This is a genomic window from Thermophilibacter mediterraneus, assembly GCF_900119385.1.
GTDB lineage: Bacteria > Actinomycetota > Coriobacteriia > Coriobacteriales > Atopobiaceae > Thermophilibacter > Thermophilibacter mediterraneus.
In genome coordinates this window covers 539,138-559,070 of the sequence record NZ_FPKO01000008.1, presented here as the reverse complement: position 1 = coordinate 559,070, position 19,933 = coordinate 539,138, and the positions used below count along the sequence as shown (strand labels likewise).

The 19,933-nt window shown below is 71.7% G+C and carries 23 protein-coding genes; 7 read left to right on the top strand and 16 right to left on the bottom strand.

The window, feature by feature from the left end:
* Positions 1 to 353: 353 nt before the first annotated feature.
* Positions 354 to 485: a hypothetical protein gene (locus BQ7106_RS11340; RefSeq protein ID WP_273395470.1), complete on the bottom strand. Its 132-nt coding sequence runs from the start codon at positions 483 to 485 to the stop codon at positions 354 to 356.
* Positions 486 to 596: 111 nt separating this feature from the next.
* On the opposite strand from BQ7106_RS11340, the gene BQ7106_RS04510 reads away from it, so the two are divergent.
* The gene (locus BQ7106_RS04510; protein WP_072371865.1) at positions 597 to 980 is read left to right on the top strand and encodes an MmcQ/YjbR family DNA-binding protein; all 384 of its coding nucleotides are present in this window, start codon (positions 597 to 599) and stop codon (positions 978 to 980) included.
* Positions 981 to 983: 3 nt separating this feature from the next.
* Here BQ7106_RS04510 and BQ7106_RS04505 read toward each other — a convergent pair whose 3' ends face one another.
* Together BQ7106_RS04505 and BQ7106_RS04500 are read right to left on the bottom strand one after the other, a co-directional pair.
* The gene (locus tag BQ7106_RS04505) at positions 984 to 1,484 is read right to left on the bottom strand and encodes a hypothetical protein (RefSeq protein ID WP_072371862.1); all 501 of its coding nucleotides are present in this window, start codon (positions 1,482 to 1,484) and stop codon (positions 984 to 986) included.
* A gap of 49 nt (positions 1,485 to 1,533) precedes the next feature.
* A complete protein-coding gene (locus tag BQ7106_RS04500) occupies positions 1,534 to 2,163 on the bottom strand; it encodes a helix-turn-helix domain-containing protein (protein ID WP_072371859.1) in 630 nt (209 codons plus the stop codon).
* Between the two features lie 309 nt (positions 2,164 to 2,472).
* Here BQ7106_RS04500 and BQ7106_RS04495 point away from each other — a divergent pair, with 309 nt between their 5' ends.
* Positions 2,473 to 2,751 carry a type II toxin-antitoxin system RelE/ParE family toxin gene (locus BQ7106_RS04495; RefSeq protein WP_072371857.1) on the top strand — a complete coding sequence of 93 codons (279 nt, stop codon included), beginning with the start codon at positions 2,473 to 2,475 and terminating at the stop codon, positions 2,749 to 2,751.
* Positions 2,726 to 3,070, top strand: a complete 345-nt coding sequence (locus BQ7106_RS04490; protein WP_072371855.1) for a HigA family addiction module antitoxin — start codon at positions 2,726 to 2,728, stop codon at positions 3,068 to 3,070. The genes BQ7106_RS04495 and BQ7106_RS04490 overlap by 26 nt, the downstream gene beginning before the upstream one ends.
* A gap of 81 nt (positions 3,071 to 3,151) precedes the next feature.
* Here the strand turns inward: BQ7106_RS04490 and BQ7106_RS04485 are convergent, their stop codons facing one another.
* Positions 3,152 to 3,856: a DNA alkylation repair protein gene (locus BQ7106_RS04485; RefSeq protein ID WP_072371853.1), complete on the bottom strand. Its 705-nt coding sequence runs from the start codon at positions 3,854 to 3,856 to the stop codon at positions 3,152 to 3,154.
* A gap of 296 nt (positions 3,857 to 4,152) precedes the next feature.
* On the opposite strand from BQ7106_RS04485, the gene BQ7106_RS04480 reads away from it, so the two are divergent.
* Entirely contained in the window at positions 4,153 to 4,719 is a 567-nt protein-coding gene (locus BQ7106_RS04480; protein WP_240307426.1) for a YaiI/YqxD family protein, read from the top strand.
* Between the two features lie 31 nt (positions 4,720 to 4,750).
* Here BQ7106_RS04480 and BQ7106_RS04475 read toward each other — a convergent pair whose 3' ends face one another.
* The 7 genes from BQ7106_RS04475 to BQ7106_RS04445 all read right to left on the bottom strand — a co-directional run bounded on the left by BQ7106_RS04475 (position 4,751) and on the right by BQ7106_RS04445 (position 10,410).
* The gene (locus BQ7106_RS04475; protein ID WP_072371850.1) at positions 4,751 to 5,296 is read right to left on the bottom strand and encodes a hypothetical protein; all 546 of its coding nucleotides are present in this window, start codon (positions 5,294 to 5,296) and stop codon (positions 4,751 to 4,753) included.
* Positions 5,297 to 5,364: 68 nt separating this feature from the next.
* Positions 5,365 to 6,858, bottom strand: coding sequence for a sensor histidine kinase (locus BQ7106_RS10980; RefSeq protein WP_159431263.1), 1,494 nt, complete (start codon positions 6,856 to 6,858; stop codon positions 5,365 to 5,367).
* Positions 6,846 to 7,508, bottom strand: a complete 663-nt coding sequence (locus tag BQ7106_RS04465; protein ID WP_072371843.1) for a response regulator transcription factor — start codon at positions 7,506 to 7,508, stop codon at positions 6,846 to 6,848. The genes BQ7106_RS10980 and BQ7106_RS04465 overlap by 13 nt, the downstream gene beginning before the upstream one ends.
* A gap of 188 nt (positions 7,509 to 7,696) precedes the next feature.
* Positions 7,697 to 8,101, bottom strand: a complete 405-nt coding sequence (locus BQ7106_RS04460) for a hypothetical protein (RefSeq protein ID WP_072371840.1) — start codon at positions 8,099 to 8,101, stop codon at positions 7,697 to 7,699.
* Positions 8,094 to 8,909: an ABC-2 family transporter permease gene (locus BQ7106_RS04455; RefSeq protein WP_129583789.1), complete on the bottom strand. Its 816-nt coding sequence runs from the start codon at positions 8,907 to 8,909 to the stop codon at positions 8,094 to 8,096. The genes BQ7106_RS04460 and BQ7106_RS04455 overlap by 8 nt, the downstream gene beginning before the upstream one ends.
* A gap of 5 nt (positions 8,910 to 8,914) precedes the next feature.
* Positions 8,915 to 9,685 carry an ABC-2 family transporter permease gene (locus tag BQ7106_RS04450; protein WP_072371836.1) on the bottom strand — a complete coding sequence of 257 codons (771 nt, stop codon included), beginning with the start codon at positions 9,683 to 9,685 and terminating at the stop codon, positions 8,915 to 8,917.
* A complete protein-coding gene (locus tag BQ7106_RS04445; protein ID WP_072371833.1) occupies positions 9,682 to 10,410 on the bottom strand; it encodes a lantibiotic protection ABC transporter ATP-binding subunit in 729 nt (242 codons plus the stop codon). Before BQ7106_RS04445 ends, BQ7106_RS04450 begins: the two co-directional genes overlap by 4 nt.
* 213 nt (positions 10,411 to 10,623) lie before the next feature.
* Between BQ7106_RS04445 and BQ7106_RS04440 the strand changes: the two genes are divergently transcribed.
* Positions 10,624 to 11,748, top strand: coding sequence for an AI-2E family transporter (locus tag BQ7106_RS04440; RefSeq protein WP_072371830.1), 1,125 nt, complete (start codon positions 10,624 to 10,626; stop codon positions 11,746 to 11,748).
* A 27-nt stretch (positions 11,749 to 11,775) separates the two neighbouring features.
* On the opposite strand, the gene selD is transcribed toward BQ7106_RS04440, so the two are convergent.
* The 5 genes from selD to BQ7106_RS04415 all read right to left on the bottom strand — a co-directional run bounded on the left by selD (position 11,776) and on the right by BQ7106_RS04415 (position 17,808).
* A complete protein-coding gene (gene selD / locus BQ7106_RS04435) occupies positions 11,776 to 12,816 on the bottom strand; it encodes a selenide, water dikinase SelD (protein ID WP_072372088.1) in 1,041 nt (346 codons plus the stop codon).
* Between the two features lie 118 nt (positions 12,817 to 12,934).
* The gene (locus BQ7106_RS04430; protein WP_072371827.1) at positions 12,935 to 13,306 is read right to left on the bottom strand and encodes a YegP family protein; all 372 of its coding nucleotides are present in this window, start codon (positions 13,304 to 13,306) and stop codon (positions 12,935 to 12,937) included.
* A 365-nt stretch (positions 13,307 to 13,671) separates the two neighbouring features.
* Complete coding sequence (locus BQ7106_RS04425; RefSeq protein ID WP_072371824.1) at positions 13,672 to 14,301, bottom strand: indolepyruvate oxidoreductase subunit beta; 630 nt, start codon at positions 14,299 to 14,301, stop codon at positions 13,672 to 13,674.
* Positions 14,302 to 14,305: 4 nt separating this feature from the next.
* On the bottom strand, positions 14,306 to 16,075 hold the full coding sequence (locus tag BQ7106_RS04420; RefSeq protein ID WP_072371821.1) for a thiamine pyrophosphate-dependent enzyme: 1,770 nt from the start codon (positions 16,073 to 16,075) through the stop codon (positions 14,306 to 14,308).
* 95 nt (positions 16,076 to 16,170) lie between these two features.
* A complete protein-coding gene (locus BQ7106_RS04415) occupies positions 16,171 to 17,808 on the bottom strand; it encodes a class I adenylate-forming enzyme family protein (RefSeq protein WP_072371818.1) in 1,638 nt (545 codons plus the stop codon).
* Between the two features lie 295 nt (positions 17,809 to 18,103).
* Here BQ7106_RS04415 and BQ7106_RS04410 point away from each other — a divergent pair, with 295 nt between their 5' ends.
* Both BQ7106_RS04410 and BQ7106_RS04405 read left to right on the top strand, forming a co-directional pair.
* Positions 18,104 to 18,775: a response regulator transcription factor gene (locus tag BQ7106_RS04410; protein WP_072371815.1), complete on the top strand. Its 672-nt coding sequence runs from the start codon at positions 18,104 to 18,106 to the stop codon at positions 18,773 to 18,775.
* A gap of 66 nt (positions 18,776 to 18,841) precedes the next feature.
* Positions 18,842 to 19,870: a sensor histidine kinase gene (locus BQ7106_RS04405; RefSeq protein WP_072371812.1), complete on the top strand. Its 1,029-nt coding sequence runs from the start codon at positions 18,842 to 18,844 to the stop codon at positions 19,868 to 19,870.
* Positions 19,871 to 19,933 lie beyond the last annotated feature (63 nt).

Below are 19,933 nucleotides of genomic sequence, written 5' to 3'. Positions count from 1 at the left end.
CCGCGGGCGGCTCGCATTCCGCGGATCCTCTCTGCCATGTCGAGCGTGACCATGTCGGCTCCAATCGTCCGTTACCCGGCGGCGCGCCGCTTCTGCCTTCCTGAGCTCGCCTTCATTGTCCCGTGACGCGTGGGGGGCGGCAAGCGAGCGCCGCTCCGGATTTTGGCCCTCGACCCGGAGCGACGCTCGAGTCCGTCCGCGCCGCCAAGGCCGCGAGCGGGCGCGAGAAGGACGTGCTCGACGTCGCCGAGATCGACCGCATCGGGTGCGACCCCGCGCGCCACGCCCGCGTGGCCGGCGCCTACGCGGCCATGCGCATCGCGTGCGTGGCCCACGGGGAGTAGGCGAGTCGCTCATAGGTAGCGGAGCACGAGCCGCAGATACGCCTCGTAGGTCTTGTCGTAACGAGCAGAGCTCCCTCCACACCTCTGCGAGCGGGGGTCGAGCACCTCGGCGAGCCTCTCCTGGCGGACATCGTCGGGCATGGGCGTTCCCTTCGTCCGGGATCCGATGGCACACGTTATCCCACGGGTGCGTCGGGGCCGGCGGCATGCCCGGTATAATCGGGGGCATGAGTTCGACCAAAGGAGGCGGCCATGGACCTCTCGCGCATAGACGCCCGCCTGCTCTCATGCCCCGGTGCCACGAAGGCCCTCCACGAGAAGTGGGGCTGGATGGTCTACTGGGTCGGCGGGAGGCAGTTCGCCTGCGAGTTCACGACGTCGCCTGACGCCAAGCCGCCCTATGCGGGGCGCCACCTGCTCTCGCTCAAGTGCGACCCCGACCGCATCCTGGAGCTGCGCGCCGAGCATCCGGGCGAGGTGCTGCCCGGATACTACTCCGACGGGCGCACGTGGGTGTCGGTCGACCTGGACTCCGACCTACCCGAGGGGCTCGTGCTCGACCTGTGCGACATGAGCTACGAGCTCGTCTTTGCCAAGCTGCCCAAGCGCGCGCGGCAGGAGATCGCCGGCGACTAGCCGCTACCCCGCGAGCGCGCGCAGCGAGTCGGCGGCGGCGCGCGAGGAGAGGTGGAGCCTGAGGCCGATGGGGCTCACCTCGAGCTCCACGACGGGCGACCCCTCGTAGGTGGTGACCTCGAGCACCTTGACCTCGTCGAGGTCGGCCGCGTCCTGGCCCGCCTTCTGCGTCTCGGGCTGCCACAGCTCGAAGGCGTACTCGGCGTCCCCCTCCGGCTCCGATGCGAGGCCGTTCTCGTTGGAGAGCGACTCGAAGGCACTCTCGATCTGGGCCTGGTCGGTCAGCTCGCGCACGACCTCGCCGGTTTGGGCGTCTCTCACGACGAGTCGGGAGACCTTGCCCCATTCGACCTCCGAGAGCGTGTCGGCGAGCTCCTGCGCCTGGGAGGCGAATTCCTCCGCCTGGTCGGCGACGTCACCGAGCCCGGGCAGGCCGAAGCACCCCGCGAGGGGCAGCGCGATCGTTGCGGCGAGCAGGGAAGCGATGGCGGCGCGGGCTCTCATGGGACTCCTTCCGATGTGGTCTTCGCCCATTCTGCCCTCGGAGTCAGACCTATCCGAGCAACATGTTCGCGAGCGCGGCCCCGCCGTAGCCCACGAACGCGCCGACTGCCATCGCGAGAAGCGTCATGCCGACGGTGCGGATGACCTTCATCCAGCTGGGGATCATGCGCTCGCGCCGCCCGCGCTCCGTGTCGCGGTCCACTGCCTCGCCCCTCCAGTAGGCGAGGATCTCGCCGTAGGTGACGAGGTCGTGCGACTTCTTGATGCGATCCACCCAGCAGGCGGCGAACATCGCGACGCCCCAGAAAACGAGGGCGAGCACGAAGGTGGGCACGGTCTGCTCGAGCGGCCAGTCCCAGGCGAACGCCTGCAGGCCGACCCATATCAGTGCGGCTATCATGAGCAGCAAGAATCCGAGCATCACGTAGCTCAGGCGCTTCATGGTCTCGATGTCGCGGTCGATGGTCTCGTTCATGGTCTCCACGTCTCCTTTGATGAGAGAGTCCACGGACGCGCCGAAGATCTCGGAGAGCAGGAGCAGGCTCTGGACGTCAGGATAGGTCTTGCCGTTCTCCCAGCTACTGATCGTCTGGCGGCTCACGTACACGCGCGCCGCGAGGTCATCCTGCGACATCCCGTGCGCGGCCCGCAGCTCGCGAATCCTTCCGCCGACCTCCATGCCCGCTCTCCCTCCGTTCTTCTCGGCGTGGTCCCCTTACGGGCCAGACCATGACACGTCTCGCGGAATCGTACCATCAAAGGGTCCCGACACCGGGTCCCGTGAGGCGGGAAACGTGCGTCAAGAGTTCTTTACGTGGCCTCTACCTGCGGTTTTCCGAGGCACATGCGGGCTGGCTGACGAGGGGGGCAGGGGGACACGAGAGGAGCGGGCGGGTTCGTGGCCCGGCATCTCCCATGGATAATTAGAACAAATGTTCTATAATTTGGAAGAGAAGACTGCTTGCCAATAATAACGCGAGGCGATACTATGATTAGGTCATTTGGAGACAAGGACACGGAGAGGCTCGCTTTGGGGTCTCGCGTGGCAAGGTTCGCGTCGTTCGAGCGGGTCGCCCTGAGAAAGCTTCGCCAGCTGCAAGTCGCGGACGCCCTGTCGGATCTGCGGGTTCCGCCGGGCAACCGGCTGGAGGCGCTCGCGGGGGACCGGGAGGGGCGGCACGGCATCCGGATCAACGAGCAGTTTCGGATATGCTTTCGATGGACAGAGGGAGGTGCCGAGCATGTTGAGATCGTCGACTATCACTGAGGTGTCGGACCCCGCCGTCGCACTCGCCCCCGTCACACCGGGAGAGCTGCTCAAGGAGGAGTTTCTCGTCCCCATGGGAATCTCCCAGTACCGCCTGGCAAAGGAGACCGGCATTCCCGCGCAGCGCATCGGGCAGATCGTCCTCGGCCGTCGCTCGATAACGGCAGATACTGATTTGAGGCTCTGCCGGTTCTTCGGGCTCTCTGACGGCTACTGGCTCAGGGCCCAGGCCGCGTATGACATTGAGGTCGCGCGCCGCAAGCTGGAGCCGGAGCTCAAGAAGATCGTGCCGCTCTCCAGGGTTGCCGCCTCGCCCTAGTTAGCGCCAGCCGTGGCGCTCGCGCACCGATTCCAGCTCGTCGAGAGGCATCGTCACGGGGTAAAGTTCGCTGCCCGCTCGTCACACCTTGAGGGACTGCAGGTACGCCCTCTGCTCGGGCGTCACGCGCCGGCTCTCGCGCGCCTTCTGGAGCGCCTTGTTGTGCGTCCAGGCGTCGAGGGCGGGCGGCCGGCGCTCGAAGAGGGGGAGCGTCGCGGCGGGCTGCCTGACGAGAGCGAACGAGAAGTACCAGGCGCGCGCCATGTTGACGTAGTACTCGGGCCTCGAGATTCCGGCGACGAGGTCGAGCTGGGAGGGGTCGAAGGCGTTGCCCAGGAAGAGCGCCGTGAGCTGGACGATGCCGAAGCGCACCGCGTACTCCGGCTCGGCGGCGACCCAGCCGCGGATCCGCTCGAGGGTCGCGGGAAGGTCGCGCCCGAGGGCGGGCACGCGGACGAGGTCGCAGGTCGCCCAGTTGTCCACGTGCGGCAGGAACGCATCGAGCAGTCCGAAGGCCTCCTGCGGCGTCTTCGCCACGCGCCCGATGAGCTCGCCGTGGAGGTTCATCTCGTCGTAGGTCTCGTGGGGGAGCGCATCGAGAAACGCACGGGCGTCGTCCGGGCGCTCGCGGGCGAGCCTCTTGGCGAGCGAGCGCAGGGCCGGGGTGCGCACGCCGATGATGCGCGCGGGGTCGACGGTGGGCACGAGCCGCGCCTGGAACTCGCGGTAGGCGGGGTCGGCGAGCCCCTCGAGCTCCCGTCGTATCCGCGCCGCCGCCCCGTCCATGCGTGCCTCCCCCGTTGGTCCTGCAGACTTATGGTAGCCCCTCGGGCTCCCGATGGAGACGTTCGTTTGGCTCGGGGTATCCGTGGGCCGCCTCCGCTGCTCCGAGCCCCGCGCACGGAATGCGGCGTCGAACCGTTCGTTTGGCGCGGGGCATCCGTGGGCCCCCGCCGCTGCTCCGAGCCCCGCGCACGGAATGCGGCGCCGAACCGTTCGTCTGGCTCGGGCGAGCGGATCACGGTCGGAGCGTTGCGACTACGGAGCATGGCGGCTCGCCGTATACTGCGAGGAGTCGGGACATGCCGAGAAGAGCTGCCGAGAAGAACGTCGAGGAGGCAATCGCCCGCATGCACACGCTCTACCTGGACGCCGACGCCTGCCCGGTCACGCGCGAGGCGCTCGCCTGCGCGCGGCGCGCCCGGGTGCCCGTCGTCATCGTCGGCAACGCGACGCAGAACCTGGAGCGCCACATCAGGCGCGACGACCCGCGCGACGCCGCCCACGCGCGCGGCCGCGACGCGGCCCACGCCGGCTTCTGGGTCGAGGCCCTCGGAGTCTCCGTCGGCGCCGACAGCGCGGACTTTGCCATCGTGGAGCGCCTGCGCCCGGGCGACGTGGTGGTCACGCAGGACATCGGGCTCGCGAGCATGGCGCTGGGGCGCGGAGCGGCGGCCATCGGCGTGCGCGGGCGGGTGTACTCGAGGGCGACGATCGACATGGACCTCTTCATCCGCCACGAGGAGGGGAGGGTCCGCCGCGCCGGGGGGCGCACGCGCGGTCCCGCCGCCTTCACGGAGGAGGACCGCGAGCGCTTCTCGCGCAACCTCGCGGAGCTCCTGCGACAGGCCTCCGCGCGGCGCGACTGACCCCGGAGGGTCTCCCTGACGGTGCCCGGCGCTACCCGGCGAGCCCGCGCAGCGCGCCCACCGTCTCGTCGGACGCGGCGAGGTTGAGCGTGAGCCCGATGAGGGAGACCTCGATCGTCACGGTCGACGACCCCTCGTACGTGGTGAGCTCGAGGACCTTGACGTCCTCGAGGTCGCCGGCGTCCTGCCCGGCCTTCTGGGTCTCGGGCTGCCACAGCTCCATGACGTACTCGGCCGCCGCCTCCGGCTCGCCCGCGAGGCCGTTGACTCCGGAGAGCGGCTCGAAGGCCTGCTCGACCTCGGCCTGGTCCGTCACCTCTCGTACGACGTCGCCCGTCGCGGCGTCGCGCACGACGAGGCGCGACGTCTTGCCGTAGTCGATTCCCGAGAGCGTGTCGGCGAGCTCGAGCGCCTGGGATGCGAGCTCGTCGGCCTGGGATGCGAGCTCGCCGGCCGCATTCGCGACCTCGCCCGCTTGGCTGGCGACCTCGCCGGGGGTCGGCAGGCCGAGGCAGCCGGAGAGGGGCAGGGCGAGGGCGACGGCGAGAAGCGCGCCGCTGGCGGATCGAGCTCTCATGGGCATGTCCTTTCTCGACGTTGCCCCGCATTCTACCCCATGCGCCCCGGGACCCGGGCCGCGCGGCGTCAGGGCCGCCGTCCCGTCGCGGCGCTCTCCCGCTCGCGCGCGGGCGCGGGGCCCCGGGAGAGGGGGAGGCTGATCGTCGCGCGCGCCCCGCCCGCCTCGCGGTTGTCGAGGCGCAGCGACCCACCGTGCGCTCGGGCGGTCTCGGAGGCGGCGTGGAGCCCGATGCCGTAGTGGCTCCCGCCGTCCCGGGCCGAGCGCGAGGAGTCGTCCGTGAAGAGCCGCTCGCAGCCGTGGGCGAGGGCGGCGGGGGAGAACCCCGGGCCGTCGTCGGTGACCTCGACGACCAGCGACCCGCCCGCGACGCGGCACGTGACGCCGACCGTCGAGCGCGCGTGCTCGACGGCGTTCGTGACGAGGTTCGCCACGGCGCGCGCCACGGCGTCGTCGTCGAGGGGCGTCTCGGGCGCCGTCTGGGCGGACGCCTCGACGCTCGCCTCGAGCTCGACGCCGCCCGCCCGCGCGACGGGGCCCGCCTCCGCCACGACCCGCGCGCAGAGCTCGCCCGGCCGCACGGGGGCGACCGTCGGCGCCCCCGACCCGCGCGACGCCTCGATGAGCAGGCGCACGTAGCCGTCGAGGCGCTCGACCCCGCTCGCGATGTCGCACGCGGCGTCCGCGAGCTCCGCTCGCGCAGGGCCGTCCAGCGCCGCGCCGTCGGCCAGCTCCTCGGCGACGAAGTCGGCGTTGGCGCGCAGCACCGTGAGCGGCGTCTTGAGGTCGTGGGCGAGCGAGGCCACCTGCTCGCGCTGCGAGCGCTCGGAGCGCCAGCGGGCCTCGAGCGACTCGGCGAGCGAGGCGCGCATGGCGTCCATCGCCCCGAGCACCTCGTTGACCTCGCGCACGTTGGTTCGCGCAACGGAGAAGTCGAGGTCCTGGCGCCCCACGCGCGCCGCCGCCTCGGTGAGCGGCGCCATCTTGCGCCCGATCACGCGGCTCGCCCGACGCGCCACGAGCGCGAGCGCGAGCGCGCTTCCCGCGGCGCCCGCCGCGAGCATGAGGTTCTGCGGGTTGGGGAGCGACTCGGCAAGGTCGCGCGACACCCACTGCGGGAGGTACTCCGAGACGAGGACGCAGGCGCCCCCGGCCTCGAGCCGGAAGGAGGCGAAGGTGAGGCCCCCGCCGCCGCCCTCCACGAGCACGCTCCCGGGCTCCTCCGCGAGGGCCTCGGCGGCGACCTCGGTCGCGCGCCCCTCGCGCGCCGCCCCGACGTCCGTCGCCCGCACGGTCCCGTCCTCGTCGATGACGAGGTAGTCGTAGGCGGTGGGAACGTCCCCCGGGCCGATGTCACCCCTTCCCGCGAGGGACTCCGCGACCTCCCGCGCGTTGGCGGGGCCCCAGCTCGCCTCGTACACGTGGCCCGCGCCGATGGCGCCGGAGAGCGCGGCGAACGCGACCAGCCACGCGGTCGCGACGGCGGCGAAGGCGTAGGCGAAGTAGCGCGCGATGACGACGGAGAGCGGCATGCCGCCGCGCCCGGGCGCTAGAGCCGCCACTTGTACCCCATCCCCCACACGGTCGCGATGGGGTCGGCGCCCGCCGCCGCGAGCTTCCTGCGCGCGCGGCTGACCTGCATGGAGATGGCGGCGTCGTCGGACTCGCTGTCCCACCCCATGACCTCCTCGCGAATCTGGGCGCGGCTCATGACCTGCCCGGGGCGCCGGGCGAGCAGCTCGCAGATGGCGTACTCGGTGGGGGAGAGCGCGACCGCCTCGTCCCTGACCAGGAGCTCGCGCGCGCCGAGGTCGAGGCGCACGTCGCCGAATACGAGGGCGTGGGCGTGGGGGCGGCGCTCGCGGCGCAGGTGGGCGGCGACCTTGGCGCGCAGCTCGGCCGCGCCGAAGGGCTTGCGGACGTAGTCGTCCGCGCCCAGCCCGTAGCCGGTGACGGCGTCCTCCTCGGCCACCCTCGCGGTGAGGAAGAGGATGGGGCCGTCAAAGGAGGGGCGTATGCGCCTCACGAGCTCGAAGCCGTCGATGCCCGGCATCATGACGTCGCAGAGCACGAGGTCGTAGCGGGCGAGGTCCATCTGCGGCACCTCCTCGGGCTCCGTGACGCGCACGACCTCGTGACCGTCGCGCCCGAGCACCCGCGCGAGCGCGTCCAGGATCGCCCGCTCGTCGTCTATCGCCAGGATGCGCGCCATCGTGCCCCTCTCCTCGCCTCCCGCATGCCGCTCTCCCCAGTCTGGCGCCCAATTCTAACGAACCCGTAACGCGTCTTCCCCGCTCGACCGCGCACACCCTCCTCTTTGGGGGAGAGGAGGGCGCCAATTGACAAGGTGTGCGCGGTCGGGCCGGCTACGTCCCGGCGGGGAGGGCCCCGACGCGCGCCCTACGAGCCCGCGCGCGCCGCCGCGGGCACGTCCGCCTCGTCGCACGGCCGGTAGCGCACGCCCGAGCCGCCCCGCGCCTCGACCTCGAGCCAGCCGGCGCCGTCCGACTCCCGCCCGAAGAAGATGAGCTGGAGCTCGCGGGCCCCGCCCCCGGCGTCGCGCGCCTCCACCAGGTAGACGTAGTTGGTCCCAGCCCCCGTGGCGTCGGCGTAGGAGCTGACGTGGCTGCCCGGCGCGGGCGCGGGGGCCCACATCGTGACGGTCGGGTTGGGGAGGACGCGGTCTGCGACCGAGCGCAGGGCCGCGCCCCAGCCGCTGTCGCGCAGCGCGGCGTGGGACCAGGCGCCGATCGCCAGCGCGACCAGGACGACCGCGACGCCACCCGCGACCGACCGCCTACGCATCGTCCCTCCGACCCTCGAAGCGGCTGAACCACGCGACGAGGGCCGCCCCGGAAACGAGCGAGAGCGCCGAGCTGGCGAGGGCGACCCCCAGCAGGGGCCCCGACGCCCGCGGCGGGTCCATGAGCGACTCGACCCCGAGGGACCCGAGGCGCGCCGGCCACGCGAGCGGCACCCAGCCGATCGGCCCTCCCAGCGTCCCCGTGAGCTCCCCGGTCATGAGGCCGTGCGCGAGCCCGCCCACCGAGAGGAACGCGACGAGCGTTCCCGCCGCGCCCGCCCCGATCGTGGCGTTGCGCCCGAGGAGCAGCGCGCACGAGAGCTCGAGCGCGTAGAGCGGGAGGCTTCCCAGGGTAACCCCCGCCCAGGCGCGCAGGAGCGGGGCGACCCCGAGCGAAAGGCGGCCGGAGGCGGCGAGGATCCCCCCGAAGGTGCCGAGCGCCACGGCGAGCGCGCCGGCGCCCATGAGGGCGAGCGCGAGCCACATGCCCAGGGCCGCCCTGCCGCGCGAGGGCACCGCCGTGAGGTTCGCGAGCCGTCCCGCCCTCCGCTCCTCGTCGGCGGCGAGGCCGCAGGAGATCCCCGACATGAGCGGCATGAGGGCGCCCAGGAACTGGGCGTAGGCGTCGGTTCCCAGCGCGGGGTCCCAGGAGGCGACCGAGAAGTACGCTCCGCAGGCGACGCCCCCCGCGATGCCGCAGGCGAGGTGGGCCGCCGCGAGCGGCGAGCGCGTAAGGCGCAGCAGCTCGGAGCGCAGGGCGCGGGGGAGCGTCATGCGGGGCATGCCCCCGCGGGCGTCTGTCGAGGCCACGGCGATCACCTCTCCTCGGAGCGGGCGAACCACGCGGCCGTCGCCGCCGTGAGCCCGACGAAGGCGAGCGCGCAGACGACGAGCCCCGCGACCGTGAGCGCCCCGTCCGCGGCGAGCGCGCCCCCGAGCGCCATGTCGGCCGCGAGCGGCTCCCCGCTCGGCAGCACCGGGATGAGGCTCGTGGGGATCACGGTCGTGGCGGAGGGAGGGAAGAGCTGCGGCAGCGGGATGACGGACCACGCGAACGCGCCGACGACCTGGACGGAGAGCGGGCAGAAGATGCCCGCGAGCATCCCGAGGCGCGCCGTGAGGAAGAGCCCGGCAGGAATCATCCACGAGGCGGTCAGCGTGTTCGCGCCCGCGCAGCAGAGCATGGTGAGCGTCCCCGCGGCCGTGAGCCCCTGCGACGTGAACGCGGAGCCGACGAGGTAGACCGCGAAGACCACGAGGTTGGAGAGGGCGAGCAGCGCCAGGCACCAGAGCGCCTTGGCCCACCACGCGCGCGCGAGCGGCACGCCCAGGCTCAGCACGCCCCTCATCCGCACTCGGGCGTCGGCCTGCGCCACGCACGCCGCGACGAGCGAGAGCGTCACGGGCAGGAAGAGCGTGTACCAGTAGTTCCACGCCGAGAAGGACTGGTGCCCCAGGTAGGGCATCGCCCCCAGCAGCGGCATCGGGAGCGCCATGATGACGGCCAGGCGCACCGGGGCCGCGTGGCGCGACTTCAGCGCCTCGGCGCGCAGGCTCGCGAGCAGACCGTTCTTCTCGCCGCTCATGCCGCCACCTCCCCGCGCCCGCGCCGTCCCTCGCGGCAGATGCCCATGAAGAGCTCCTCGAGGTCCTGTCCCGGCCGCAGCCGGTCCTCGTAGGCGAGCCGGCCCCGGTAGATGATGCCCACGGAGTCGGCCATCTGCTGGACCTCGGAGAGGATGTGGCTCGAGACGAGCACGGTGGTGCCGGACGCCGCGAACCCGCGGACCTGGTCGCGCAGCTCCTCGATGCCGATGGGGTCGAGGCCGTTGGTGGGCTCGTCGAGCACGAGCAGGCGCGGGCGGGCGAGAAGCGCGAGCGCGAGGCCGAGCCGCTGCCTCATGCCCATGGAGAACCTCCCCGCGCGCTTGCGCCCGGTGTCGGTGAGGCCGACCGCCTCGAGCGCCTCGTCGACGCGCGACTCCGGCAGGCCGAGCAGCGTGGTGCGCACGCGCAGGTTCTCGCGCGCGGTGAGGTTGGGGTAGAGCGGCGCCTCCTCGATGAGGCTCCCGATGGCGTAGAGGTCCTCGCGGCGCCACTCGCGCCCGGCGAGGAGGATCTGGCCCTCGCTCGGTCGGAGCATCCCGCAGATCATCTTGAGCGTGGTCGACTTGCCCGCCCCGTTGGGGCCGAGAAGCCCGTACACCTCCCCCGCGCGGAGGTGCAGGCTCACGTCCGCGACGGCCTCCTGCGCCCCCGCGCCCCGGCCGAAGCGCTTGGTGAGCCCGCGCGTCTCGAGCAGATAGCCCATTGGTCTCCCTTTCTCTTCGGCGCGCGTGCCCGGCCTCCGGGCCTCGCGCGCGTCCCTGTGACGGCTTCCATGGTGGGGGAGGAGTCTAACGAGGGGCTAACGGTCGTCGCCCCCCGTGTCGCGGCTCGGCGGGGGCGCCGTGTCCGTCGCGACGGAGTTTGGGTACAGTCTTCTTGTTGCACGCCGAAGCGCGGAGAAGAACCGAGGAGCGCCATGTCCCAGCCCAGCACGCGTACGATCGTCACCGTTGCCGTCGCGGCGTTTGCCGTGTACCTGGGCATCTACTACTGGCCGGTCATCTCGGGGTTCCTGGGCCTGCTCGCCTCGTCGCTGGCGCCGCTCGCGCTGGGGCTGTGCGTCGCGTACCCCCTCAACATCCTCATGAGCTTCTTCGAGCGCCACGTCCTCCCGGGCGTCTCGGAGGGGCCCGTCGCCCGCGTCCGCCCCGTCGCGTGCCTGGTCGCCGCGATGCTCGTCCTCGTGCTCGTGGTCGCCGCGGTGGCACGCCTCGTCATCCCGCAGCTCGTCGACTGCGTTCGCCTGCTCGTGACGGAGCTCCCGGACGCCGCGGCGTGGCTCTACGACTGGCTCGCGTCGTCGGGGCTCGTCACGCCCGAGCGCATGGAGGGGCTCGCGGCCACCCTCGAGGGAATCGAGTGGAGGGAGGCGGCCGAGAGCGTCCTCTCCGTCGCCGCCAAGGGGGTCGCGAGCGCCGTGGGCGGGGTCGTCTCCGGCGTCGCGAACTTCTTCCTCGGGGTGGTGTTCGCCGCGTTCGTGCTCCTCAACAAGCGCCGGCTCTCGCTGCAGCTCGGCCTTCTGATGGACCGCTACCTGAGCGAGCGCGTGCGTGCTCGCGTCCGCTACGTCGCCGGCGTGGCCGACGAGTGCTTCCACCGCTTCCTCGTGGGACAGTGCACCGAGGCCGTGATCCTCGGCGTCCTCTGCGCGGTCGGCATGGCCCTCCTCGGCCTGCCCCACGCGATGATGATCGGTGCGCTCACGGCGTTCATGGCGCTCATCCCCATCGTGGGGGCGCTGCTCAGCGGGGCCGTCGGCGCGTTTCTCATCCTGATGGAGTCGCCGGTGCAGGCGCTCGTCTTCCTGGTCTTCATCGTGGTGCTCCAGCAGCTCGAGGGCGACCTCATCTACCCGCACGTGGTCGGCTCCTCGATCCGGCTCCCGGGCATCTGGGTGCTCGCGGCGGTGACGGTGGGCGGGGGCGCCTTCGGCATCCTCGGCATGTTCCTGGGCGTGCCCCTCGCAGCGGTCGCCTATCGGCTCCTGCGCAACGACGTCTACGGCCTCGGGCCGGCGCCGGAGCGGGCCCACGAGCGCTAGGCCCCGCCCCGCGCCCGGTCGAGGCCCCTAGGAGACGACCACGGACGTGTCCCCGCGCGGCTCGGCGTGGCCAATGACCGTCGCCGGGAGCCCCTCGTCGCGCAGGGCGCCCGCCAGGCGCTCCGCGTCCTTCTCGCCCATGGCGAGCAGCAGCCCCCCGGAGGTCTGCGGGTCAAAGAGCACGTCGGTGAGGTCGAGCGGCAGCGCGTCGTCGAGCGCCACGCGCGGGCCGAAGAAGTCGCGGTTGCGGTAGGCGCCCGCGGGGACGAGGCCCATCGCGGCCATCTCGCGGGCGCGTGCCATGAGCGGGACGGAGGCGGCCTCGACGACCAGCGTGACGCCGCTCGCCTCGGCCATCTCGCAGGCGTGCCCCATGAGCGAGAAGCCCGTGACGTCGGTGGCGGCGTGCGGCCAGACGCCCAGCTCGCGGCACAGGCGGATGGGGGCCTCGTTGAGCGTGGCCATGGAGCTGGTGGCGACGGCGAGGCCGGCCTCGTCCAGGAGCCCTCCCTTGCGCGCGGTGGTGAGGATGCCGGTCCCGAGCGCCTTGGTGAGCACGAGGCGGTCTCCGGGGCGGGCGCCGCCGTTCTCGAGCCGCTCGTCGAGCCGCACGAAGCCGGTCACGGCCAGGCCGTACTTGGGCTCGTGGTCGTTGGTCGAGTGGCCGCCCGCCACCACGCACCCCGCGCGCCGGCAGGCCTCGGCACCGCCGGCGAGGATCTGCCCCGCGACCTCGATGCCCATGCAGTTGGGGAAGCACAGGAGGTTGAGCGCGAGCGCGGGGGAGCCTCCCATGGCGTAGACGTCCGAGAGCGCGTTGGCGGCCGCGACCTGGCCGAACAGGAACGGGTCGTCGACCATCGGCGGGAAGAAGTCGGTGGTGGCGACGAGGCCGCGCCCGTCTCCGAGGTCCCACACGCACGCGTCGTCGGAGGCGTCGAACCCCACGACGAGCTGGGGGGTCTCGAGGCGCGGGAGGCCGGCGAGCACGCCCGCCAGCTCGCCCGGCGCGATCTTTGCCGCGCATCCGGCCGCCTCCACGAGCTCGGTCAGGCGAACTCCCGTCATGTCCATGTCTTCCTCCCCAATCCACGGTCCCCGACTCACGGACGCCCCCGGGAGCAAGGGCCCCGGGGGCGTGCCGAGTCAACGTTCTTGCTGCCGGCCGGGCGCCGGCCACGTGCCGCTAGTTCTCGTCCGCGGCGAGGGGGGAGTCGCACTCGGCGCGCGTCCGCTCGATGCGCCTGAGCAGGGACTCCTTCAGCTCGTAGGTGTGCGAGCGCGCGATGTCGCCGGCCTCGTGCGTGATGAAGCGGAAGAAGAAGTGGCCGTCGAAGTCCTCGTAGATGCGGAACTTGGGCGTGGGCTCGCGGTCGAAGGCATCGACCGTGCTGTCCTCGATCTCTGCGTTGGCGGCGGAGGCGCGGACGCACTCGATGCCGTGGAGGCACTCGTCCTTGGACGGGAAGATGATCGAGGACATGAGGATGTGCCCGTTGGAGGCGCAGAGGTTGAAGCAGTAGCGGCCCTCGTTCTCAACAACGACGTACTGACCCATAGCAATCACCACCAGACTCGTATTACCTACCGATTACAAAAGGTTAGCCCCGCCGTCTCGAGCCCGGCCCGAGACGTTCGCGGGCGGTCGGATTTGGTCGGGGAGGCGCGGGCGGGCGTGGGGCCGCGTCGGCGTCCGTCGCCCGCGCGCGTCCGTGGCTCCCGCGCGGCGGATGTTCGACGTTTCTGACACGAGGCTGTCGTTTTGGGGTAACATTCCATTACATCCCCCGAACAGACGGGTTGGCGTGGTCGGGGGACGCGTCAACCCACCAGACGGCAATGGCCCCGGTCGCGCGAACGGTGCGCGACCGGGGCCTCGTCGTTGCGTGCGGCGGCGCGCACGCCGCCCTCGCGTCCGTAGCGCTAGCGGGCCTCCCCGCGCAGGGCCGCGTCGCGACCCGCGTCGAAGGCGGCGAGGTTCGCCTCGACCGTGGCGGCGGGGACGCACGCGCGCACGGCGTCGCGCCAGAGCTCGGCGTCGAAGGGGAGCGCCGTGGAGAGCGCCCCCACGAGCACGACGTTGGTGGACCTCGGCGACCCCAGCCCGCGCGCGATCACGCCGGCGTCGAGCAGGTGCGCGCCCATCTCGCGCAGGCGCTCGTCCACGCGCTCGGGCATCCGGAAGCTGCCGATGTTCACCGAGACGGGGGTGATCTGCTCGTCGTTGACGAACATGCGCCCGCCCTCGGCGAGGTAGTGCTGGGCGCGCAGGGCCTCGACGGCCTCGAACGCCACGATCACGTCGGCGCACCCGTCGTCGCACACCATCGTCGAGACGTGCTCTCCCAGGCGGATCACGGTGCTCACCGACCCGCCTCGCTGGCTCATGCCGTGGATCTCGGAGACCTTGACGTCGAGCCCCGCCCCGGCGGCGACCGTGGCGAGGAGCTTGCCCGCGAGGATGGTTCCCTGGCCGCCCACGCCCACGAGCAGGATGGTCTTGGTGCCGTGCAAAAGTGCCTGTCCCTTTTGCACGTTCTTCTTGTCAGCCATTGCGCTACTCCTTCGTGATGCAGCCGAACGGGCAGGACTGGACGCACTGGTCGCACCCGATGCACTGCGTGGGGTCGATGGTCGCGGTGCCGTCCTTGGCGCGCCCGAGGGCCGGGCAGCCGATCTTGACGCACTGGCCGCACGCGCGGCAATTGCGGATGGTGGGGAGCTTGCCGCGGCTGCGGTCGATGAGGCGGCACGGCGCCTTGAAGATGATGACGGAGAGGCGGTCGGTCGCGGACGTGGCCTCGCGCAGCGCGGAGCGGACGGCCTGCAGGTCCTGGGCGTCCACCTCGCGAACCTCCTCGACGCCCATCGCGCGGCAGAGCGCGGGCAGGTCGAGCGCCTTGCCGCTGGGGTTGTCGAGCGGCCCGACCCTGTGCGCGCTGTCCGTGAGGGTGACGCCGTTCACGGGGTTGCCCTGCGTGCCGGTCATGGCCGTCGTGCGGTTGTCGAGGATGCAGAGCGTGCCGGTGCCTCCGTTGTAGATGGTGCCGAGCATGCTCGTGATGCCGGAGTGGGCGAACGTGGAGTCGCCGATGACGCCGACGACGGGGCGCCCGGTGCGCCCGGTGGCGTCGGCGAGCTCCATGCCGTGCGCCATCGAGAGCGAGGCCCCCATGTCGATGACCGTGTGGCACGCCCCGTAGGGGGCGACGGCGCCCAGGGTGTAGCAGCCGATGTCACCGGTGACGATGGCCTTGAGGCGGCGCAGCTCGCAGAAGACGAGGCGGTGCGGGCAGCCGGGGCAGAACGCCGGCGGCCGCGGCGGCAGGTCGGTGGCAGCGGCGAGGTGCGCGGGCTGGGCGACCCCGAACGCGGCGCGGATGAGCTCGGGCTTGAGCTCGCCGGCAACGGGCAGCGCGCCGGCCGGCGGCTCCGCGAGCTCGATGCCGAGCGCGCGGACGCGCATCGAGAAGTAGTCGCTCGCCTCCTCGACCACGTAGCACGCGTCCACGGACGCGGCGAAGTCGGCGAGCGCGCGGGCGGGCAGCGGCCAGGCGAGGCCCAGCTTGAACGTCGAGGCCTCGGGCAGCGCCTCGCGGACGTGCTGGTAGACGGCCCCGGCGCAGATGACGCCGACCCTCTTGTCGCGCATCTCGACGCGGTTGAGCGGGCACGTCTCGGCGTACTCCTCGAGGGCGGCCTGGCGCTCGTCCACCACGGCGCGGCGCTTCACGGCGTTGGCGGGCATCATGACGTACTTGGGGATGTCGTCCACGTAGTCGCGCGGGGCGACGTCGGCGCGCGCGCCGGCGGCGGAGACCAGCGTGCGGGTGTGGGCGATGCGCATGGTCTCGTGCAGCATGACCGGCGTGTCGAAGCGCTCGGAGAACTCGAATGCGGCGCGCGTCATCTCGTAGCACTCCTGCGAGTCGGCGGCGTCGAGGCACGGGATGCGCGCGAACGCGGCGTAGAAGCGCGAGTCCTGCTCGTTCTGGGACGAGTAGCAGGACGGGTCGTCGGCGGCGAGAAGGACGAGGCCCCCGTTCACTCCCGTGGACGCGGCGGCCATGAAGGGGTCGGCGGCGACGTTGACGCCGACGTGCTTCATCGTGACGAGCGCCCGCGCGCCGGCGACCGACGCGCCGAGGCCGACCTCGAAGGCGACCTTCTCGTTGGGGGACCACTCGCAGTAGACGTCCTCGTGGCGCACGAGCGCCTCGAGCGTCTCGGTCGAGGGCGTACCGGGGTAGCCCACGCCCACGGCGACGCCCGCCTCCCAGGCGCCCTGGGCGATGGCCTCGTTGCCGGACATGAGGTTCTTGTCCATGTTGCTCCTCTCCTGCGTGCAAAGGGGACAGTCACTTTTGCACGCCGCTTCGTATGCGTGCAAAAGTGACTGTCCCCTTTGCACGCCTTGCACGCCTAGTGCCGCGTCTCGCGCGCGACGATGGCGTCGGCCCCGTACTTGGCGCGAAGCGCCGGCTTCTCGATCTTGCCCGTGGGGTTCCTCGGGACGGGCGCGAAGATGACCCTGCGCGGACGCTTGTAGCGCGGCAGCGCGCGGCAGAACTCCATGATGTCGTCGGCGTCGAGCGGCTCGGCGTCGGGCTTGAGCTCGATGACGGCCGCCGGGATCTCTCCCAGGCGCTCGTCGGGCAGGCCGATCACGGCGACGTCCTTGATGGCGGGGTGCCCCATGAGGAAGCTCTCGACCTCGACGGGGTAGATGTTCTCGCCGCCCATGATGACGACGTCCTTCTTGCGGTCGACGAGCCAGTAGAAGCCGTCGTCGTCCTGGCGCGCCATGTCGCCGGTGTGCAGCCACCCGTCGACGAGGGTCTCTGCCGTGGCCTCGGGGTCCTTGTAGTAGCACTCCATGAGCCCCGGCCCCCTCACGCAGAGCTCGCCCACCGTGCCGGGCGCGACCTCCGCGCCGCTCTCGTCCACGATCTTGCACTCCCAGCGGTACCCCGGCACGCCGATGGCACCCACGTGGTCGATGTTCTCGAGCCCCAGGTGCACGCAGCCCGGGCCCATGGACTCCGAGAGGCCGTAGTTGGTGTCGTAGGCGTGGTGCGGGAAGACCGCGCGCCAGCGGCGGATGAGGCTCTCGGGGACGGGCTGGGCGCCGATGTGCATGAGGCGCCACTGGCCGAGGTGGTAGTTCTCGAGCCGCACCGTGCCCTCCTCGAGCGCGACGAGGATGTCCTGCGCCCAGGGCACGAGCAGCCACACGATGGTGCAGCGCTCGTTGGAGACGGTCTCGAGCACCGTCTTGGGGGAGACGCCGCGCAGCAGGACGCCGCGCCCGCCCACGAGCAGGCTCCCCATCCAGTGCATGCACGCGCCGGTGTGGTAGAGCGGCGGGATGCACAGGAACACGTCGTCGTGCGTCTGCCCGTGGTGGCGCTGCTCCATCTCGGCCGCCTGCGTGAGGCTCCGGTGGTGGTGCAGGATCGCCTTGGGGAAGCCCGTCGTCCCGGACGAGAAGTAAATCGCCGCGTCCTCGTCCTCGGAGAGGGGGACGCGCGGGTCGGACGACGAGCACAGGCTCGCGAGCTCGCGGTAGGACTCCGCCCACGTGGGGCAGTCGTCGCCCACGTAGAAGAGCAGCCGCCCGGCCTGGATGCGGTCCACGATTTCCTCGACGCGCCCGATGAACTCCGGGCCGAAGACGAGGATGTCGACGTCCGCCTTGTCGAGGCAGTACGCGATCTCGCGCGAGGAGTAGCGGAAGTTGAGCGGCACCACCGTGGCGCCGGACTTGAGCACGCCGAAGTAGAGCGGCAGCCACTCGATGCAGTTGTAGAGCAGGATGGCGACCTTGTCGTCCTTGCGGACGCCGCGGGAGAGCAGCAGGTTGGCGAAGCGGTTGGCCTTCTCGTCGAAGACCGACCACGTCATCTCGCGGCGGAAGGGCTCGTCGTCGGTGGTCTCCACCAGGTCGTAGTCGCGCCAGGTGATGTGGCGGTTCTCGCGCCGCTCGGGGTTCACCTCGACGAGGGCCACCTCGTCCGGGTACCTCTCCGCGTTGGCGCGCAGCATGTCGACGATGGTCATGGGGTGCCTTTCTGTGCGGTCGCAGTGCCCCCCATGATAGCTGTGGGTGTGGTCCGCGTGTCGGCGGCGTTACACGCGCGTGACGCGGCGAGAAGGACGGCGGGCCCGCGGCGTCCCGCCCGTCGCGCGCCCGGCCCGGCGGCGCGCCTGGTGCGATTGGCCCGAGCCCCGCGCACGGTTCTTCTCGGTTGAGCGTGCGTTTAACTCGGGCCACGCGCTCTGCGCGACTCGGGTCACGCGCGGCGGGGCGCCACGTGCTATTCTCGGCGAAGGGACCAACGTGTTGGGAGGCCACATGAGACGCCTTTTGGTGGTTGAGGACGACGAGCGCCTGCGCGACGAGCTCTGCGTCCTGCTCGAGCGCAACGGCTACGAGGCGGAGGCCCTCACGAGCTTCGAGGACACGGCGGCGCAGATCCTGGACGCGGGCCCCGACCTCGTGCTGCTCGACCTCAACCTGCCCGGCGTGGACGGCCAGTACGTCTGCCGCGAGGTGCGCCGCCGCTCGAGCGTGCCCATCGTGGTGGTCACGAGCCGCGACAACGACATGGACGAGCTGCTCACCCTCTCGCTCGGGGCCGACGACTTCGTGCCCAAGCCCTACAACGACCAGGTCCTTCTCGCCCACGTGGCGACGGTCCTCAAGCGCAGCTACGGCGAGGGCGCCGCGGCGGCGGAGATCACCCACGGCGGCGTCACGCTCGACACGGCGCGCTGCCGGGTGAGCCACCGGGGCAGCTCGGCCGAGCTCACCAAGAACGAGCTGCGCATCCTCGCCCTGCTCATGCGCAACGCCGGCTCGGTCGTGAGCCGCCAGCGCATCCAGGAGGAGCTCTGGGCCTCCGACGAGTTCGTGGACGACAACACCCTCACCGTGAACGTCTCGCACCTGCGCGCCACGCTCGCCCGGATCGGGGTGGAGGACTTCGTGCGGACCCGTCGCGGGATGGGCTACCTGGTGGAGTAACCCGGCGGCGCCCCTCCCGCGCCGACCGGCGGGCGGCCCGGGCGCCTCGATTGCGAAGGGGGACCGATGGGCTTTGGGACGTACGTCGCCGACCGGCTCGTGCCGCTCGCGGCGGGCGCGGTGGCGCTCGCGTTCTCGGCGCTCGTCATGAGCGTCTACGGGCTCGAGCCGGCGGCCGTCGGCTTCGTCTGCGCGGTGCTGGCGCTCGCCTCCGTCGCGGCGCTCGTGCTCGACTGGCTGCACCGCCGCTCGTTCTACCGCAGGATCGCGGACGCCCTCGACGCCCTCGACGAGCCCTACCTCGTCACCGAGCTCGTGGACCGCCCGGGCTTCCCCGAAGGCGAGCTCTTCTTCGACGCGCTCGACCGGGAGTCCAAGGCCATGCGCGACCGGATCGCCGCTGCCCGGCGCTCGCGCCGCGAGTACCGGGAGTACGTCGAGACCTGGGTGCACGAGATCAAGACGCCCATCGCCGCGGCCCGCCTCGTCGTGCGCAACAACCCCTCGCCCGCGATGGACTCCGTGGACGCCGAGCTCGACGAGATCGAGGGCTACGTCGAGCAGGCGCTCTACTACTCGCGCGGGACCTCGCTCGACCGGGACTTCCAGATCCGCGAGGTCGTCCTGGGGGACGTGGTCCGCGACGCGCTGCGCCACAAGGCCCGCACGCTCATCGGCGCGCGCGTGGCGCCCGTGCTCGGCGAGCTGTCCCTCACCGTGCACGCCGACCCCAAGTGGCTGAGCTTCGTGATCGGGCAGGTGCTCGTGAACGCGGCCAAGTACCGAAGCGAGAAGGACGGTCGAGGCAGCGTCCGGATCTGGGCCGAGCGCCACGAGACCGGCATGGACGCGTGGGCGACGCGGCTCGTCATCGCCGACGACGGGGTCGGCATCCCCGCGTCGGACGTGGGCCGCGTCTTCGACAAGGGCTTCACCGGAGAGAACGGCCGCCGCTTCGCGCGCTCGACCGGCATGGGGCTCTACCTCGTGCGGGAGCTCTGCCGCAAGATGGGCGTCGAGGTGTGGCTCGAGTCTGAGGAGGGCGTCGGCACCACCGTCTGCCTGGGCTTCCCCGACATGGTCGAGCGCGCGTGACAACGCCCCCGTCCCCTGTCACAACCTTGCGAAAGCGTAAGGGAGCGATAAGCCCCGTCGATG